The sequence below is a fragment of the Streptomyces sp. NPDC030021 genome (genome assembly GCF_055574035.1).
Genome location: NZ_JBVIAH010000005.1, coordinates 433,890 through 449,930, shown reverse-complemented (window position 1 = coordinate 449,930; position 16,041 = coordinate 433,890). Strand labels below are relative to the sequence as shown.

Here is a 16,041-nt window from a genome sequence, read left to right as displayed (position 1 = left end):
CGTGACGGATCCGGAGCTGATCGCGCGGATCCTCGCCACCCTCACCGGGGTGGTCGGGGTCGCCGTGTGCCTCGGGTACGGGCTGTGGCGGTTCCTGGCGCTGGCCCTGTCGGCCGCCTGGGCCGCCTTTCGGACGCATCCGCCGGGCGGCACCGACCCGCGGATCACCCCGTACACCGGTCCCGAACCGGCGCGGCCCGCGTACTGGGCCGGACAGATGTGGCTGGACGCCCGGTTCGCCGGACAGGCCGCGGCGCTGACCGTCTGGTTCCTGCTGACCCGGCACTGGCTGGGCGAGGTGGTGCGCCGCCGCCTGCTGCGCGGCCGCAACGGGCAGACCGGCGAGCTCGCGGAGAACGGCTTCGGCCGGCTGCTGCTGCGGCTGCTGGCTCCCGGTACGGCACTGGCCGCGCTGCTGTCGGCGCTGCTCGCCTCGGCCCTGCTGGCGGGCGTCGCGCTGTTCTTCGCGGTGGAGCTCCTCCTGGTCGCGCTCGCCGCCCTGGCCGCCACCCTGGCCGGGCGCGTCGCGGAGCGGCTGTGGAAGCTGGTCCTGGGCATCCGGATGAAGTGCCCCTACCCCGGCTGCTACCGGCCGTTCCCGCTGGCGGTGCACCTCTGCCCGGGCTGCGGGGCCGCCCACCGCGAGCTGCGGCCCGGCGCCTTCGGCGCCCTTCGGCACGTCTGCCGCTGCGGCAAGGCCCTGCCGAGCACGCTCATGACCGGGCGGCGGGGGCTCGCCGCCCGGTGCCCGCACTGCGACCGGGGCCTGCCGCCGGCCGTCGGCACCACCCGGGTCGTGCACGTGCCGCTGATCGGGGGCACCTCCGCCGGGAAGACGATGCTGCTGGCGGCCGTGCTCGACGGACTGCGGTCCTGGTCGCACGAGTCCCGGCTGACCGTCGAGTACGCCTCCCCCGACGACCTCCGCGAGGCCAACGCCCTGGGGCAGCAGCTGAACCGGACCGGGTGGACCCTCAAGACCCAGGGCGGGCAGCCGCGCGCCCTGATGCTGCTGGTCGGGCACGGCCGCCGGCGCCGGCTGCTGTACCTGTACGACCCGATGGGCGAGTCCCTCCGGGACGCCGACACGACCCGCGGCCAGGGCTACCTCGCGCACGCCGACGGGGTCCTGCTGGTGACCGACGTGCTCGCCGCGCCCGTCGTGCGCCGTGCCCTGCAGGCGGGTGACACCGAACGGGCACAGGGCGCCCGGCCGGCCGACCTCGGCCCGGTGGAGACGTACGCGGGGTTCACCGGCGAGCTGCAGGGGCTCGGCGGCCGTCGCGGGCGCCTCCCCGTGGCCGCGGTGGTGACCAAGCGGGACGTACTGGACCGGCTGGACTCACTGCCGCGGCCGACGGAGCCGGTCGAGGCATGGCTGGCCGGGATCGGGCTGGACGAGCTGGTCCGGGCCCTCGGCCACGACTTCGCGGCGGCCCGGTACTGGGTGGTCAGCGCCCGCGCCGCGACCGGGGCGGGCGCCCTGGACACCGAACGGCGGCGGGCGGCGGAGCCGGTGCTGTGGCTGCTGTCACGGACCGGGCTGCGCGTCGGACGGCTCGTACGGGACCGGCAGGAGCGTCGGGACGGGCCGGCCCGGCCGGACGGGGCGCAGGCCCGACAGGACACCCGGGACCCGCAGGTCGCGCCCGGTGCGGAAAGGAGCAACACCCCATGATGACACCGCAGATCACGCGGGGCCGGCGGATGATGGCGGTCCTGTTCGTGTCGGCGGTCGTGATGACGGCGGCCGCCGTGGTGGCGGCGCTGGTGCGGTACATCCCGCAATGGACCGGAAGTTGAAGGAGACACGCGGTGAGTGACATCCCCGGCGGGCCGATGGCGAACCGGCCCGTCCATTTCATCTGGCTGATCGACTGCTCGTACTCGATGCAGGGAGAGAAGATCGGCCAGCTCAACTACGCGATCAGAGAAGCGGTTCCGGAGATGCTCTCCGTGGCGCAGGACAACCCGGCGGCCCAGCTGCTGCTGCGCACGATGACGTTCTCCACGACGGCCCGCTGGCACCACAAGGACCCGGTGCCGGTCGAGCAGTTCACCTGGCAGGACGTGCAGGTGGACGGTATGACCAATCTCGGTGAGGCCCTCCAGCTCGCGGCGCGCGAACTGGACACCCCGCCGATGCCGCAGCGGGCCCTGAAGCCGGTGCTGGCGCTGGTCTCCGACGGGGTGCCGACGGACGACTGGAAGGCGGGGCTGCGGGCGGTGGACGCGACGCCCTGGGGCCGCAAGGCGGTCCGGGTGGCCATCGCGATCGGCGCGGACGCCGACCGCAACGTGCTCCAGGAGTTCCTGGGCAATCCCGAGCTCCAGCCGCTGGACGCGAACAGCCCCAAGCAGCTGGCGGCGGCGATCCGCTGGGCCTCGACGGCCGCGGTGAAGGCGGCCTCCCAGCCGGTGGCGGGCTTCGCGGACGCGACCGTGAAGCAGCCGCCGTACGCCCCGCCGGTGCTCGACGACGATGACGACGTGTGGTGAGCGAGCCCGTGCGGATGACCCACGGACCGCTGCCGCTCTGGGACACGATCCAGGGCAGCGTCCAGGGCGTGAACAAGGCGCGCAACCAGGACCACCACGACGCGGAGGGGCTCGGCACCGCCGCGCAGCCCCTGATCATGGCGGTGGCCGACGGCCACGGATCGGCGGTGCACGCGCGCAGTCATTTCGGGTCCCGGTTCGCCGTGGACCTGTTCGTCCAGCAGGCCCGGCTGTTCGCCGCGCTCGCCGAGCCCCGGGGCGGGACGCGGCCGCCCAGCCTGGCCTGGCTGATGAACTACGCCCAGTACACCCTGCCCCGCCAGCTGGTCAGCGCCTGGCAGGAGAAGGCGCTCGGGCACTGGGAGCGCAGCAGCTCGCCCGGCGAGCCCGGGCTGTCCCCGGCGGACAAGCTGGTGCTGTACGGGAGCACGCTCGTCGGTGCCGTGCTGACCCCCCGGGTCTTCGCGGCCTGGCAGCTCGGCGACGGCGAGCTGACGGTGGTGACCGACGACGGGCAGGTGACCGTACCGCTCGCGCCGGACGAAGCGGATCTGGGCGACGAGACGGAGTCACTGTGCTCCCCGCAGGCCTGGCTGCGGGTCCGTACGCACTGGGCGCCGGTGACCGCCCCCGCGCGGGCGCCGCGGCTGGTGTCGCTCTCCACCGACGGGCTGTCCAAGAGCTTCGCCTCGGACGCCGGCTTCCGGCAGTTCATGGCCGGACTGGACGACCGGCTGTCGGCGGAGGGCCCGGAGTGCGTCCGGGCCGTCCTGCCGGAGTGGCTGGCCAAGGCCTCCCGGCATTCGGGGGACGACACCACCCTGGTGGCGGCCTGGCACGCCGCCACAGCCCTGACCGAACCCGGCGGGGTGCCGCCCGACAGCGCCGGCGCCGCCGACCCGGCCGACCTGACAGACCCGTACAGGAGTGACGAATGAGCGGCATGCTCGACAGCGGTACCCGGCTGACGGCCGACAGCGGCCTGGGCGTGGAGGTCTTCGACCTGCTCGGCGCCGGTGGCCAGGGGGAGGTCTACCGGGTGCGCACCCCGGCCGGCGACCAGGCCCTCAAGTGGTACTACCCGGCCTGCGCGACACCGGAGCAGGAGGACATCGTCCGCCAGCTGGTGGACCGCGGCTTCGACGACGACCGCTTCCTGTGGCCCCGGGACTTCGTGGGCGACGGGCGCGGCGGCTTCGGCTACCTGATGGACATCCGCCCGGACCGGTTCAAGGGCCTGCCGCTGCTCTTCCGCCGCAAACTGCGGACCACGATCCGCGCCCTGCTCACCGCCTGCCTGTACACGGTCGAGGCGTACCAGGCGCTGCACTCGCGCGGGATCGCCTACCGGGACATCTCCTGGGGGAACCTGCTCTTCGACCCGGCCACCGGCGAGGTGCTGGTCTGCGACAACGACAACGCGGTGGTCGAGGGCGACAGCACGGGCATCTCGGGGACCATGGCGTTCATGGCGCCCGAGCTGGTGCGCGGCGAGCCCGGGGTCTCCCCCGGCACCCAGAGCGATCTGCACTCCCTGTCCGTGCTGCTGTTCATGCTGCTGATGAACCATCATCCGCTGATGGGCAGGCGGGAGTTGGCCATCCGCTGCTTCGACGAGGCCGCCGAGCGCAAGCTGTACGGGAAGGACCCGCTGTTCCTGTTCGACCCGCTGGACCGCTCCAACGCTCCCGATCCCGGGGAGCACGCCACCGTCCTGGCGACGTGGGCGGTGGTGCCCGATTCCCTGCGCGATCTGTTCACCAGGAACTTCACGCGGGGCCTGCACGACCCGGCCGGCCGGGTGCGGGAGTCGCAGTGGCGCGACGCGCTCCGGGCGGTCCTCGACGCGGTCGTGGACTGCGCCCACTGCGGGAAGCAGAACATGACCGAGCCCCGGTCCGCCACCCCGGGCACCTGCTGGAGCTGCGGGAACGCGCTGGTGCTGCCGCCCCGGCTGGTGCTGACCACGCCCCCGCCGCGCACCGAGCACCACATCCTGCTGCACCGGTCCTCGCGGGTGCAGGCGCACCACCTGGCGCCGGAGCCGGCCCGGCACGACTACGGCGACGGCACGCTGGTGGCGCAGCTGACCGAACATCCCCAGCGGCCGGGGAAGTTCGGGCTGGCCAACCGTTCGGGGTCGGCGTGGACGGGTACCCGCGCGGACGGCAGCACGCAGGAGATCGCCCCGGGGCAGACCGTGCCGCTGCGTTCGGGGCTGGAGCTGGACTTCGGCGGCGCGCGGGCCGTCGTACGGGCGAAGTGAGCCGGCCCGTCAGCCCAGCAGGCGGCTGATCTCCTGGGCGAGGGCGAGGCCGGTGCTGCCCGCGCCCAGCCCGAGGGTGATGGTTTCCAGCGACCGCCGGATCAGGCCCGGTTCGGCGGCGCGCCCCTCCTGTCCGGCGCGGTCCAGCTCGCCGCGCAGGGCCTGGGCCGCGTCGAGCCGCTCCTGCGCCGCGCCCTGCGCCCGGAGCCACTGGGCGAGTTCGGTGGCGAGGCGCAGGGTCTGCGCGGCGGTGTCCTGCTGCCCGATGTTGATGGTTCCGTGGTCCCCGATGTTGTTGGGGCCGGAGATGTTCCCGTGGAAGTGGTAGGTGCTCACGCGTGCTCCTCGTGCTCGCTCAGGGCTGCCCGGGCGGCTTCCCCGAAGTCTGTGCCTGACCGCCCTGGTTGACGGTGCCGTGGGCGCCGATGTTGCTGGAGTGGATGTCACCCTGGAAGGTGTAGCTGTGGGTGTTGATCACCTGCTGCGCCTGGTCGTAGGAGCTGGTGTCGACGTGGTGGTCCTTCAGGAACCGTTCGGTCGCTATCAGCACGCCCTGCTGGAGGCGCTGGAGGAAGTCCTGGGAGTCGGTCCGCTCGGAGAAGCCCAGCTGGTCCCAGTCGGCGACCCGCTCGCGGAGGCTGTCCACGGCTCCGTAGTCGTAGCGCAGGTGCCGCCGGCCGATCTCGCGGCGCAGCCTCTCCAGCGACCGGGCCCGCTCGCCCCGGGCGGCAGCCCGCCGGACCAGCCGTCCGGGGGCGCCGAGCAGCGCCGGCCAGGTGGCGGCGGTGGCGACGCGGAAGAGGTCCCACCAGCGTTCCCAGCCGTCCAGGGGTAGCTCGTACACCCGGTAGAAGCGCGACTGGAGCGGGGGGATGCCGTACGCCGCCACCTCCCAGGTGAGACTGGGGTGCTGGAGCCGGGCCCGCAGGTGCATGGAGACGATGACGCGGCCGCCCTCGCCGGTCCGCTCCAGGCTGAGATAGGTGCGCATGCCGGCGCCGGGCTGCACCACTCCGGCCTGCACCAGTTGCTTGGGTATCTGGGCGCGCGGGCGGCGCAGCCGGTCGGGGAGCAGGTCGGGCCCGACGTAGGAGACGTGATCTCCTATCACGTAGAGCCGGTTGCGGGCCCGCAGACCCTTCAGCCCGGCGATGTGCTCCATCTCGCGGGCGACGAAGCTGTGCAGGTCGACGGCGTCGAAGGGCTTGATGACCAGCTTGCCGCCGCCCGCCGGATCGTCGGCGGGCCGGCTGACGTCGATGGGCTGCCAGACCATTTCCTTGATCTTCGAGCCGCTGCCGACGAACGGGGTGGTGCGCGCGGCTCCCGCCGTGTACGGGACCACGTTGGCCCGCTTCTGCTCCAGCAGCCGGCCCTCCACCTCCGCCCCGACCTCCGGGGCGAGGTCCTTGGGCCGCCCGGCGCCGTGCTCGACGCCGAGCGCCGCCGTACGGGCCCCGTCCTCGGCCTGGCGGACCAGAGCCCAGGCGGTGGCGTATGCGAGGACGAACGCGGCGGCGGCTCCGAGGGCGAGGACGGGCAGGTCCGCGACGAGCCCGTACAGCGCGGCCGGTACCGCCGCCCACACGCCGGCCGCGCAGAGCCCGGCGAGGCGCCGGTCGCGCCGGTCGATCCGCCGTACGGAGGCCCGCGCGTGGCGCGCCAGGGCCACCAGGTCGATGCCGAGCGAGAGCCCGATGGCGCGCAGCCGGTCCTCGGTGAGTTCCACGTCCACCTCGCGGGCGAAGCCCTCGTCGAGGTGTGCTCCCGCGCACAGCAGCCGGGTCACCGCGTCGTCCCGGTACTGCGCCAGCACCGGTAATCGGCGTGCTGCCATATCGCGTCCTCCCCCGTGGCCGTGTCGTCCACCCTATGCAAACGGCCCGTGGCTGTCGCGGGGTTGGGCGGGAAGCGGCTCGGGGGTGCGGGTACTCAGGCGGTCTGTGCGGCCGGTGGCGGCGGACTGAGCATCCGTACTCAGGCTCCGGCGCGGCCGGCTTGTCATCGTGTGTGCATGTTCATTCAGCCATGTGATCCACTGCCGCGCGCCGGGATACGCGTCGGGATAACCGCCGTCGGCAGCCTGCTGCCCGACGAGGTGCTGTCCTCCGACGCCCTGCAGCGGGAGGTGGCGCTCCGCAGTGGGCTGACCCTGCCGCCGAGGCTGCTGACGCAGGCCACCGGGATCGTCTCCCGCCGGGTCGCGGGCGAGGGCGTGTACGCCTCCACCCTCGCGGTGGGCGCCGCCCGCCGGGCCCTGGCCGCCGCCGGACTCGGTCCGCTCGACGTCGACCTGCTGCTGTTCGCGTCCGCCTCCCGCGACCTGGTCGAGCCGGCCACCGCGCACATCGTGCAGGCGGAACTGGGCTCGCGGGCCCACGCCCTGGACGTCACCAACGCCTGCAACAGCTTCGTCAACGGGATCGACCTCGCCCGCTCCATGATCCTCGCCGGGCGGGCGCGGCGGGCCCTGGTGGTCACCGGTGAGACGCCGAGCCGGGCGGTGCGCAGGGACCCGGCCGATCTCGCGGAACTGCGCGACGGCTTCGCCGGGTACACCTTCGGCGACGCGGGCGCTGCGGTGGTCGTGGAGGCCGTGGAGCGCGGCGGGATCATCGACGTGGACACCGAGACCCATTCGGAGCACTGGGAGGTCGGGGGCATCCCGGGCGGCGGGTCACGGCACCCGCGCGGGGACGCGTACACGTACTTCCGCGGCGACGGGCACGAACTGCGGGGCGTCTTCGAGAAGGTGGGCACCGCCGTCATCGACCGGACGCTGCACCGCACGGGGATGGAGTGGGACGGCTTCGCCAAGGTGCTGGTGCACCAGGTGACGGTGCCGTACCTGGAGCGGTTCGCGGAACTGACCGGGGTGCCCGCCGGGAAGCTGGTGGTGACGGTGCCCGAGCTCGGCAATGTCGCGAGCGCGAGCATCGGGCTCCAGCTGGACCGGGTGTTCGGCGAACTCGCCCCGGGGGAAAGGGTGTTGTTCGTGGGTCTCGGCGGCGGCATCAGCATCATGACGATGGTCTGGGAGAAGTCGTGACGGCCGCGGCCGCGCCGATGTGGGTGGTCGTGCCCGCGCACGAGGAGGAGGCCCGGCTGGCCGCCACCCTGCGGGCGCTCGCCGCGCAGCGGGACCGGGACTTCACCCTGCTGGTCGTCGACAACGCCTCGACGGACGGTACGGGCGCCGTCGCCCGCGCGTTCGCGGCCGGCGCGCCCTTCCCGGTGGAGGTGATCGAGGAGCCGGAGAAGGGGGTCGGCTCCGCGGTGGACACCGGCTTCCGGTACGCGATCGGCCGCGGGGCGGCCCTGCTCGCCCGTACGGACGCCGACTGCCTGCCCCGGCCCGGCTGGACCGGCGCCGCCCGTGCCGCGCTGGTCCGCAGCCCCGGGCTGGTGTGCGGACGGATCGTGGCCCGCCGCGACGAGCACGGCCCGCTGGGCCGGGCCGGGTTCGGCGCGCTGGTGGCCCTCGCCGCGCTCTTCGGCCGGCTGCGGCCCGAGCACGCCCGGCGGCGCGGCTACCGGGCGCCGTACCGCATGCACGCCGGGAACAACATGGCCATCACCGCCGAGCTGTACCTGACCGTCGGCGGGATGCCCCGGCGCCCCTCGCCGACCGACCGGCTCTTCCTCAACGCCGTACGCCGCCACACCGACCGGATCACGCACTGCCGGGGGATGGTCGTGGAGAACTCGACGCGGCGCCTGCGGGCCTACGGGCTCGCCGGCACCGCCCGCTGGTACCTGGACCAGGGCAGCGGCACGCACGGAACGGACGACCCCCGCTGATGCTGGACCACCTCGACCACGCACTGCGCAGCCGCCCCGAGCGGCCCGCCGTGCTCACCGCCGCCCGCACCGGTGCGCCCCGGGTACGGGCCACCCGCGGCGAACTCGCCGAGCTGGCCGACGCCTTCGCCGCGGCCCTGCACGCGCGCGGGCTGCGCGCCGGGGACACCGTCGGCGTCGCCGTACGCCCCGGGCCGCGCGCCCTCGCCGTCCTGCTCGCGCTGTGGCGGCTCGGGCTGCGCGGGGCCGTCCTGGACCCGGGTGCCGGGCCCGACGTGCTGCGCGCCCGCCTCGCGCTGGCCCGGCCCTCGCTGGTGCTGGCCGACGCGGCCGCGCAGGCGGTGGCGGGCTGGGCGCGGCCGCTGGCCCGCCGGGCCCGGCTCGCGCTGCCGGACCTGGCCGCGCTGGGGCCGGTGGCCACGGTCGGGACCCGGCTGCCGGGCTGCGCGCCCGCGCTGGACCTGGCCGCGCCCCGCCAGGGTGTGCCCGCGCCCGGGGACGGGCTGGACGGGGACGCCGACGCGGTGATCGTGTTCACCTCGGGGACCACCTCCCTGCCGCGGGCCGTCGTCCACACCCGGGCGAGCCTGGCCGCGGGCATGACCACGGTCTCCGCGCTGTTCGACGCGCACGGGGACCGGCCGGTGCTCGGCGGCACCTTCTTCGTCCTCGTGCCCTCGCTGGCGCGGGGCGCCGCCGTCGCCCTCCCGGCGGGCAACTCCCGCGCACTGGCCCGCCAGTTGGGTCGACTGCGGCCCGAGGACACCTATCTGACCCCGCCCCGGCTGCGGGACGCGCTGGGCGCGGGCGCCCGCTTCCACGGCCGGGTGTGGACGGGCTCGGCCCCGGCGGGCGCCGGGCTGCTGGAACGCGTACGCGCGGCAGGCGCGGCCGAGGCCTGGGGGGTGTACGCGCTGACCGAGCTGTTCCCGGCCGCCGCGGTCGAGTCGCGGGAGAAGTCCGTGTTCGAGGAGGCCGGGGAGCCGGGGGACCTGGTCGGGGCGCCGCTGCCGGGCGTGCTCGCCAAGCCGGACGGGAACGGGCAGCTGCTGCTGTCCGGCCCGGCGGCCCGCCACCGCTACCTCGGGGAGGAGCCCGACGCGTGGGTGCGTACGGGCGACCGGGCACGGCTGGACGGCGCGGGCCGCATCGTGCTCGAAGGCAGGAGCAAGGACATGGTGCTGCGCCGGGCCGAGAACATCTATCCGGGGCTGTACGAGCCCGCCCTGCACGTGCCGGGGGTGGAGCTGGCCGTGCTCGTCGGGATCCCGGCCGGTGACGGCGACGAACGGCTCGTCGCCGTCGTGCAGCCGCGGCGCGGCGCGGACGAACGGGCCCTGCGCGCCGCCCTGTCGGAGCCGGTCCGGCGGATGGGCACGGCCCGGCCCGACGCCCTGCTGCTCGCGCGGATCCCGCTGTCGGGGCGCTCGCGCAAACCGGACCGGGCGGCGACGGCCGCACTGGCGGCGCGACGCCTGGGCCCGGCGCGATGACGGCCCGTGCCGCCGGTCCCGGGCCGCGGTACCCGTACGGGCCGGGTCCCGGGTCGCGCGCCCGGAGCCTTCCCCGGGTCTTCGCCCGGCCCGCCGATTCCACGGAGGTACACCCCCGATGAGCACCACGTCCCACACCAGGGCGCGTCGCCGCGACCGCCGGGTCTATCTGCACAGCCATCCCCTGCTGTTCGGGCTGCTCGCCGCCACCCGCGGCCGTCCGGTGCGCCGGCTCGGCCGGACCCTGCTGGTGCACGGCCCGGAGGCTTACCGGGAGGCCCTGACCCGGCTGCCGCTCGACCGGACGGCGGCCGGTACGACGGGCGCCGCCGCGCGGACGGCCCTGCGCGCCGGCGGGGGCGGGGCCGGGGGCGTGCTCTTCGACCAGGAGGGCGGCGGGCACCGGGCGGACCGGCGGGGCCTCGCGGGCTCCCTGGGCGGTGCCGGGGTCGAGGATCTCCGGTCGCTCTGGCGGCCGTTGCTCGTACGCCGTCTCGCGCCGCTGGACCGGGGCGGCGAGGTGGACCTCGTCGACCTCGCGCGGGAGCTCTCCGGGTCGGTGGTGTGCGCCCTGCTGGGGTCCGGCGCCGACCCGCGGGCGGTCGCCGGGGCCGCGGCCGAGGCGGCGGCCGCCTCCGTACGCAGCCACCTGCCGGGGCCGCGCCGCCCGCGCGCCGAGGCTGCTGCGGCCCGCGCCGCCGACCGGCTCCGCCGGCTCCTGGGGCCCGCCGGCGAGGCCCTGCCGGCGATGGTGGCGGTGGCCGCCGTCAACACCACCGTCGCCGCGCTGCCCCGGGCGGTGGCCTGGTGCGCCGACGCGGGGCTGTGGGAGCAGGCGGCGGACGGGGCCCTGCGGCCGGTGCTCGCCGACGAGCTGCTGCGGGTCACCTCGGCCTCGCCGCTGCTGCCCCGGGTGGCCGCGGCGGACGGGGTCGTGGGCGGCTGCCCGGTGCGCGGCGGCGACCGGCTGCTGCTGGTCGCCCGGCACGCGGCCGGGGCGCACCGGCGCGACCCGGACGCCGAGCGGCCCGCCGGCCCGGCCGTGGACCGGCTGGTGTTCGGCGCCGGACCGCACGCGTGTCCCGGTGCCCGGCTGGCCCGGGCCCAACTGGCCGACGTCCTGGGCGCGCTGGCCCCGTACCGGCCGGTGGTGACGCGGGCCCGGGTGGACCGGGGCGCGGCGCTGCCCGGCTGGCGCGTGCTGACCGTACGGGCCGGGGTCCCCGGGGCCGGGTCGTGATCGCGGTCACGGGCGCGAGCGGCTTCTGCGGCGGGCACGTGGCCCGCGCCGCCGCGGCGGCGGGGGCCGAGGTGGTGTGCCTGGGCCGCAGGCCGGGCCCGGTGGGCACGCACCGCTTCTGGGACGCCGCCGCGGAGCCGCCGGACCTGGCGGGCGTGGACCTGGTGGTGCACTGCGCGGCGGCCGTCGGCGATCCGGCCCCCGGCTCGCGGGCCGCGGCGCTGATGCGCGCGGTCAACGTGGACGGCACGGAGCGGCTGCTCGGAGCGGCCGGCGGGCGGCCCGTGGTGTGGGTGAGCAGCGCCAGCGTCTACGATCCGCGGCACGACCGCGGCCTGGTCGGCGAGGAGCACCCGCGCGCCGGGCAGTTGAACGCCTACGGCCGGACGAAGGCGGAGGGCGAGGCCCTGGCGCTGGCCGCCGGGGCGGTGGTGCTGCGGCCCCGGGCCGTCTACGGGCCGGGCGACATCACGCTGCTGCCCCGGCTGCTCTCCCGGGTCCGGGCGGGCACCCTGCTGCTGCCCGGCCCGGACGTGACGCTCAGCCTCACCGCAGTGGAGAACCTGACGCGGGCCTGCCTGACGGCGGCGGCCTGGGCGCCGGGTGCGTACAACATCGCCGACGGGGAGCCGTACGGCCGCGACGCGGCGGTCCGCGCGGTCCTGCGCGCCCATGGCGTCCGGGCCCGGATCCGGCACCTCCCGCTGCCGGTGGCCGCCGTGGCGGCCCGGGTCGCGGAGGCCGTGGCGACGGCGGCCGGGGCCGAGCCGGCCCTCAGCCGTTACGCGGTGGACCAGCTGGCGCACCCGGTGGTCCTGGACCTCACCCGGGCGCGGGCCCAGGGCTGGGCCCCGCACCGCAGCCTGGCGGACCACCTGGCTGCGGTGACCGGGGCCCGGCCGGGGCTCAGCGGCTGACGGCCGCCGGAGCCTGCGCCTTGGCGATGAGCAGGTCGAGCAGCGCGAGCAGGGAGCCGCGGACGTCCGTACGGGAACGGGCGTCGAGCATGAGGACGGGGGTGTTCGGATCGCGCAGGTGCAGCGCCGCCCCGATCTCCTCGGCGGTGTAGGGCTGTTCGCCGTGGAAGCAGTTCGCGCCGACCACGAAGGGCAGTCCGCGGCTCTCGAAGAAGTCCACGGCCGGGAAGCTGCGGTCCAGGCGCCGGGTGTCGACCAGCACGATCGCGCCGAGCGCCCCGTTCAGCAGGTCGTCCCACATGAACCAGAAGCGTTCCTGGCCGGGCGTGCCGAACAGGTAGAGGACCACACCGGCGTCGGTGAGGGTGAGCCGGCCGAAGTCCATGGCCACGGTGGTCACCGTCTTGGACTCGATGCCGTCGAGATCGTCGACGCCGATACCGGCGGACGTCAGCCGTTCCTCCGTACGCAGCGGCTCGATCTCGGAGATCGTCTCCACCAGGGTCGTCTTCCCGACCCCGAACCCGCCGGCGACGAGGATCTTGACCGGGGCCGGTTCCCGGTGGGCGGTCGCGGTCGTGTCATATCCGGGCAAGGCTGTCCCTGATTCTCATGAGCAGGTGGACGTCGGTGGTCTCGGCGACCGCCAGGGGCGGCCGGTGGTGGATCAGCCCGCGGTCGGCGAGTTCACCGAGGAGCAGCGTCATGGGGGTGAGGCGGATGTGCATCCGCGCCGCTATCTCGGCGACGGCCCGCCCGCCCGGCGGCGCGCACATGGCGAGGATCTCCTGCCACTCGGTGGGCAGGGTCCCGTCCACCTCGCCGTCGGCCGCCGCGGTGATCGTGGTGTCCATGGTGAGGACGGACTGCGCGGCGGCCGTACGCCCATCGGTCAGGGCGTACAGCCGCGTCCGGCGGCGGCCCGCCGGCTGCGGCTGTGGCTCGTCCTGCGGCATTACGCGGACGGCTGGCCGCGCTCGGGGGTGCCCAGCCACTCGCCGAGCGCCTGGGCGGTCCGTACGGCCTCGCCGCCCAGCTCCCCGAGCCGCGCCTTGCGGGAGGTCACCACGATGAGCGTGCTGCCCTCGCCGCATCCGACGATGCAGAGGTACCGGTCGTCCATCTCGACGAGCTGGCGGATGACGCGACCGCCGTCGATCTCCCGGGATATCGCCTTCATCGTGGACGCGATGCCTGAGGCCGCGGCCGCCATGCGCTCGGCCTGGGGCTCGTCCAGCAGGTAGGCGCTGAGCTTCATGCCGTCGTTGGAGAGCAGCACGGCTCCCTGGACGCCGGCGATCCTGCTCAGGTTGTTGTCGAGGACGCTGTAGATCGCGTCGTTGGATGCCGCGGTGTTCGGTGAGGTGGTCATGGCTGATCCCGTCGGAGCTCTTCTTCCACTGTCTGGGTCCCCTGTTCGTAGTCCGCCCAGGCATCGGCCACCTCTTCGGGTGTCGCGGTGTCGGGCCGGACGACGGTTTCCTGCGCGCGGGGCTCGCGCAGCTGTTCGGCGATGTGGGTCTGCGGGACGCGCTCCGGGAGGGCCGGGCGGACCGCAAGTGCGGGTACGGGTACGAGTGCCGGCACGGCCGCGGGCGCGGGCACCGTTGCGGGCACGGCCGCGGGTGCCTTCGTACGGCGGCTCGGCAGCCCGGCGCTCGTGTGCACGACCGGCTCGGGCTCCGGGGCGGGCTCGGGGGCGGGCTCGGGGCCGCGTACCGCGGGCGGGCTCGGCTCCGGGGCGGCCGGGGCGGTGACCCGGGACGGGGCCGGGAGCAGCTCCAGGAGCCGGGCCTGCGGCTCGATCTCGCGCGGGGCCCGCGCGTCGGTCGCCACCAGCAGCTGCCTGGGCACGATCACCACCGCGGAGGTGCCCCCGTACACCGAGCGGCGCAGGGTGACCGTCGCGCGGAGCTGGTCGGCGAGGTGCCCGACCACGAAGAGGCCGAGCCGGTGCGCGTTCTGCGCCAGCACGGAGTACGGCGGGGCCTCGTGCAGGCGCCCGTTCATCTCCTCGTAGCGCTCCGGGCTCACCCGCGGCCCGCGGTCCTCGATCTCGACGGAAAGCCCGTCCGTCACGAGTTCGGCGCGGATGACCACCTTGGACTTCGGCGGGGAGAACCGGGTGGCGTTGTCCAGCAGTTCGGCGAGCAGGTGGCTGATCTGGCTGATCGCGCTCGGTTCCACGCTGGTCTCGTCCAGGGCCTGCCGCTCGATGCGCCGGAAGTCCTCGACCTCCGCGGCCGCTTCGCGCAGCAGGTCGGCGACGCGCATGGGCTCGGTGTGCGGGTCGGGGACCTCGCCGCCCGCCAGGATGAGGAGGTTCTCGATCTGCCGCCGCATGCCGACCGTCAGCTGGTCGGCCCGCATCAGCTCGGCGAGCAGTGCCTCGTCGTGGCCGAAGGTGTCCTGGAGGTCCTCGGTGAGGCTCAGCTGGCGGCTGACCAGGTTTCCGGTGCGCGAGGCGATGCCCGAGGCGAACAGGCCGAATCCGTGGCGCTCGGCGGCGAGCTCGCGGTGTCCGTCGACGGACACCGCGACGGCCCGGGCGAAGGCGTCGCTGATGCGTCCGACCTCGTCCCGGTCGCCGGTCACGGCCGGCAGGGCCTCGGGGTCCACGGTCTGGCCGCGCCGGAGCCGGGCGACGACGTCGGGAAGGGTCTCCTCGGCGACGGTCACCGTGCGTACGTGCAGGTCGTGCAGGCGGCGGAGCACCGACCGGGTGGTGAAGACCACCACGACCACGACGGCCAGCAGCCCGCCGGCGCTGCCTCCGATCAGCCAGGCGACCTCGGTCTGCAGCTCCGCGGCCTTGGCCTCGCCGCGGGCGAGCACCGAGCGCGCCAGGTCGATGTTGAGCGTGGTCATCTGCACCGAGAAGGTCGCGTGCGCGGAGGACCAGCCGCGGGTCTCGGCGGAGAGCCTGATGCCCGTGGCGATGTCCTTGTGCCCGGAAAGGACCGCGCTCTCGATGCGCGTCTTGGTCTGCCACTCCGGGGAGCCGACGACCTGCTCGTAGGACCGCTGGTCCCGGGCCGTCAGGTGCGGCACGATCAGCGCCTCGTGCAGGTACCGCTGGGCACCCAGGGCACTGACGAACTGGTCGTAGCCGACGTAGCTCAGGTCCCCGGACGGCCCGGCCAGGGCCAGGACGGTGTCCTCGCGCGCCACCATCTCGGTGGCCTGGAGCATCGACACCACGGGACGGCTCGCCTGGGCGAGTTCGGCGTCCTCGGCGTGGCTGAACTCCTGTTGGTAGACCTGGATGACCTTGCCGATCACATCGGAGTAGTAGGCCAGCGTGCTGTCGGCGGAGCCGCTGCGGGTGTCCGCGCGCTGTCGGTACTCGGCCAGCTTCTCCAGTTGCCGGGTCACCTCCGCGAAGGACCGCGAGGGATCGACCGCCAGTCGGCGGAACTCGGCCGCTGCCGAGTCCGTGGCCTCGCGGCGGACGCGCAGTTCGCCCTCGGACCCGTCGGTGCCCGTCCACCGGGCGGCGGTCGCCGTCCGCTCGGCCTGCATGTCGACCATGAGCGTGTAGAGCGGGGCGCCGACCTGCTCGGCGGCCGCCACGTCGGACCGCAGCTCCTCCGACTGGGCCAGCAACCGTTCTGCGGTCACCGCCACTTGGGTGCCCATCGCGACGGTGGGGACCACCGCCAGCCAGATCAGCAGGGTGCGCAGACGCACGGAACGCCACCGACGGGTCGTCGACTGCCGTCGTACGCCTTCGGGTTCTATGGGAGACATCGGTCCTCGCGAGCGGGGGACGGCGGGAGGCCGATCATAACCAGACATGGCGGAGATTCGGATAGGTGTCTTCCG

The 16,041-nt window shown here is 75.0% G+C and carries 16 protein-coding genes; 10 read left to right on the top strand and 6 right to left on the bottom strand.

Translation table 11 applies throughout. The features are described 5' to 3' along the window. The first annotated feature begins 1 nt into the window (after position 1). Genes ACZ4YL_RS13090 through ACZ4YL_RS13070 form a run of 5 tightly spaced genes read left to right on the top strand, consistent with a single transcriptional unit; the run spans position 2 to position 4,765 of the window. The gene (locus ACZ4YL_RS13090) at positions 2-1,678 is read left to right on the top strand and encodes a TRAFAC clade GTPase domain-containing protein (RefSeq protein WP_468116193.1); all 1,677 of its coding nucleotides are present in this window, start codon (positions 2-4) and stop codon (positions 1,676-1,678) included. Further along, a complete protein-coding gene (locus ACZ4YL_RS13085) occupies positions 1,675-1,803 on the top strand; it encodes a hypothetical protein (protein ID WP_468116191.1) in 129 nt (42 codons plus the stop codon). Before ACZ4YL_RS13090 ends, ACZ4YL_RS13085 begins: the two co-directional genes overlap by 4 nt. Before the next feature lie 36 nt (positions 1,804-1,839). Beyond that, positions 1,840-2,499, top strand: a complete 660-nt coding sequence (locus ACZ4YL_RS13080) for a vWA domain-containing protein (protein ID WP_468116291.1) — start codon at positions 1,840-1,842, stop codon at positions 2,497-2,499. Beyond that, on the top strand, positions 2,496-3,437 hold the full coding sequence (locus ACZ4YL_RS13075) for a PP2C family serine/threonine-protein phosphatase (protein WP_468116189.1): 942 nt from the start codon (positions 2,496-2,498) through the stop codon (positions 3,435-3,437). Before ACZ4YL_RS13080 ends, ACZ4YL_RS13075 begins: the two co-directional genes overlap by 4 nt. Continuing rightward, positions 3,434-4,765: a protein kinase domain-containing protein gene (locus tag ACZ4YL_RS13070; protein WP_468116187.1), complete on the top strand. Its 1,332-nt coding sequence runs from the start codon at positions 3,434-3,436 to the stop codon at positions 4,763-4,765. The genes ACZ4YL_RS13075 and ACZ4YL_RS13070 overlap by 4 nt, the downstream gene beginning before the upstream one ends. A gap of 9 nt (positions 4,766-4,774) precedes the next feature. On the opposite strand, the gene ACZ4YL_RS13065 is transcribed toward ACZ4YL_RS13070, so the two are convergent. Both ACZ4YL_RS13065 and ACZ4YL_RS13060 read right to left on the bottom strand, forming a co-directional pair. Next, positions 4,775-5,101, bottom strand: a complete 327-nt coding sequence (locus ACZ4YL_RS13065) for a hypothetical protein (protein WP_468116185.1) — start codon at positions 5,099-5,101, stop codon at positions 4,775-4,777. Between the two features lie 19 nt (positions 5,102-5,120). Then, positions 5,121-6,602 (bottom strand): hypothetical protein, encoded by a 1,482-nt coding sequence (locus tag ACZ4YL_RS13060; RefSeq protein WP_468116183.1) that lies wholly within the window; start codon positions 6,600-6,602, stop codon positions 5,121-5,123. A gap of 177 nt (positions 6,603-6,779) precedes the next feature. Between ACZ4YL_RS13060 and ACZ4YL_RS13055 the strand changes: the two genes are divergently transcribed. The 5 genes from ACZ4YL_RS13055 to ACZ4YL_RS13035 all read left to right on the top strand — a co-directional run bounded on the left by ACZ4YL_RS13055 (position 6,780) and on the right by ACZ4YL_RS13035 (position 12,216). Next, positions 6,780-7,814, top strand: coding sequence for a 3-oxoacyl-ACP synthase III family protein (locus tag ACZ4YL_RS13055; RefSeq protein ID WP_468116181.1), 1,035 nt, complete (start codon positions 6,780-6,782; stop codon positions 7,812-7,814). Continuing rightward, complete coding sequence (locus ACZ4YL_RS13050; protein WP_468116179.1) at positions 7,811-8,566, top strand: glycosyltransferase family A protein; 756 nt, start codon at positions 7,811-7,813, stop codon at positions 8,564-8,566. Before ACZ4YL_RS13055 ends, ACZ4YL_RS13050 begins: the two co-directional genes overlap by 4 nt. Next, on the top strand, positions 8,566-10,059 hold the full coding sequence (locus ACZ4YL_RS13045; RefSeq protein WP_468116177.1) for an AMP-binding protein: 1,494 nt from the start codon (positions 8,566-8,568) through the stop codon (positions 10,057-10,059). Before ACZ4YL_RS13050 ends, ACZ4YL_RS13045 begins: the two co-directional genes overlap by 1 nt. Positions 10,060-10,177: 118 nt before the next feature. Then, positions 10,178-11,299: a cytochrome P450 gene (locus ACZ4YL_RS13040; protein WP_468116175.1), complete on the top strand. Its 1,122-nt coding sequence runs from the start codon at positions 10,178-10,180 to the stop codon at positions 11,297-11,299. Further along, a complete protein-coding gene (locus ACZ4YL_RS13035) occupies positions 11,296-12,216 on the top strand; it encodes an NAD-dependent epimerase/dehydratase family protein (RefSeq protein WP_468116173.1) in 921 nt (306 codons plus the stop codon). Before ACZ4YL_RS13040 ends, ACZ4YL_RS13035 begins: the two co-directional genes overlap by 4 nt. Here ACZ4YL_RS13035 and ACZ4YL_RS13030 read toward each other — a convergent pair. Genes ACZ4YL_RS13030 through ACZ4YL_RS13015 form a run of 4 tightly spaced genes read right to left on the bottom strand, consistent with a single transcriptional unit; the run spans position 12,206 to position 15,906 of the window. Then, positions 12,206-12,811, bottom strand: coding sequence for a GTP-binding protein (locus ACZ4YL_RS13030; protein WP_351155339.1), 606 nt, complete (start codon positions 12,809-12,811; stop codon positions 12,206-12,208). The genes ACZ4YL_RS13035 and ACZ4YL_RS13030 overlap by 11 nt on opposite strands. Beyond that, positions 12,798-13,172 carry a DUF742 domain-containing protein gene (locus tag ACZ4YL_RS13025; protein ID WP_351155340.1) on the bottom strand — a complete coding sequence of 125 codons (375 nt, stop codon included), beginning with the start codon at positions 13,170-13,172 and terminating at the stop codon, positions 12,798-12,800. Before ACZ4YL_RS13025 ends, ACZ4YL_RS13030 begins: the two co-directional genes overlap by 14 nt. After that, complete coding sequence (locus tag ACZ4YL_RS13020) at positions 13,172-13,588, bottom strand: roadblock/LC7 domain-containing protein (protein ID WP_468116171.1); 417 nt, start codon at positions 13,586-13,588, stop codon at positions 13,172-13,174. The genes ACZ4YL_RS13025 and ACZ4YL_RS13020 overlap by 1 nt, the downstream gene beginning before the upstream one ends. After that, a complete protein-coding gene (locus tag ACZ4YL_RS13015; RefSeq protein WP_468116169.1) occupies positions 13,585-15,906 on the bottom strand; it encodes a sensor histidine kinase in 2,322 nt (773 codons plus the stop codon). The genes ACZ4YL_RS13020 and ACZ4YL_RS13015 overlap by 4 nt, the downstream gene beginning before the upstream one ends. Between the last annotated feature and the right edge of the window lie 135 nt (positions 15,907-16,041).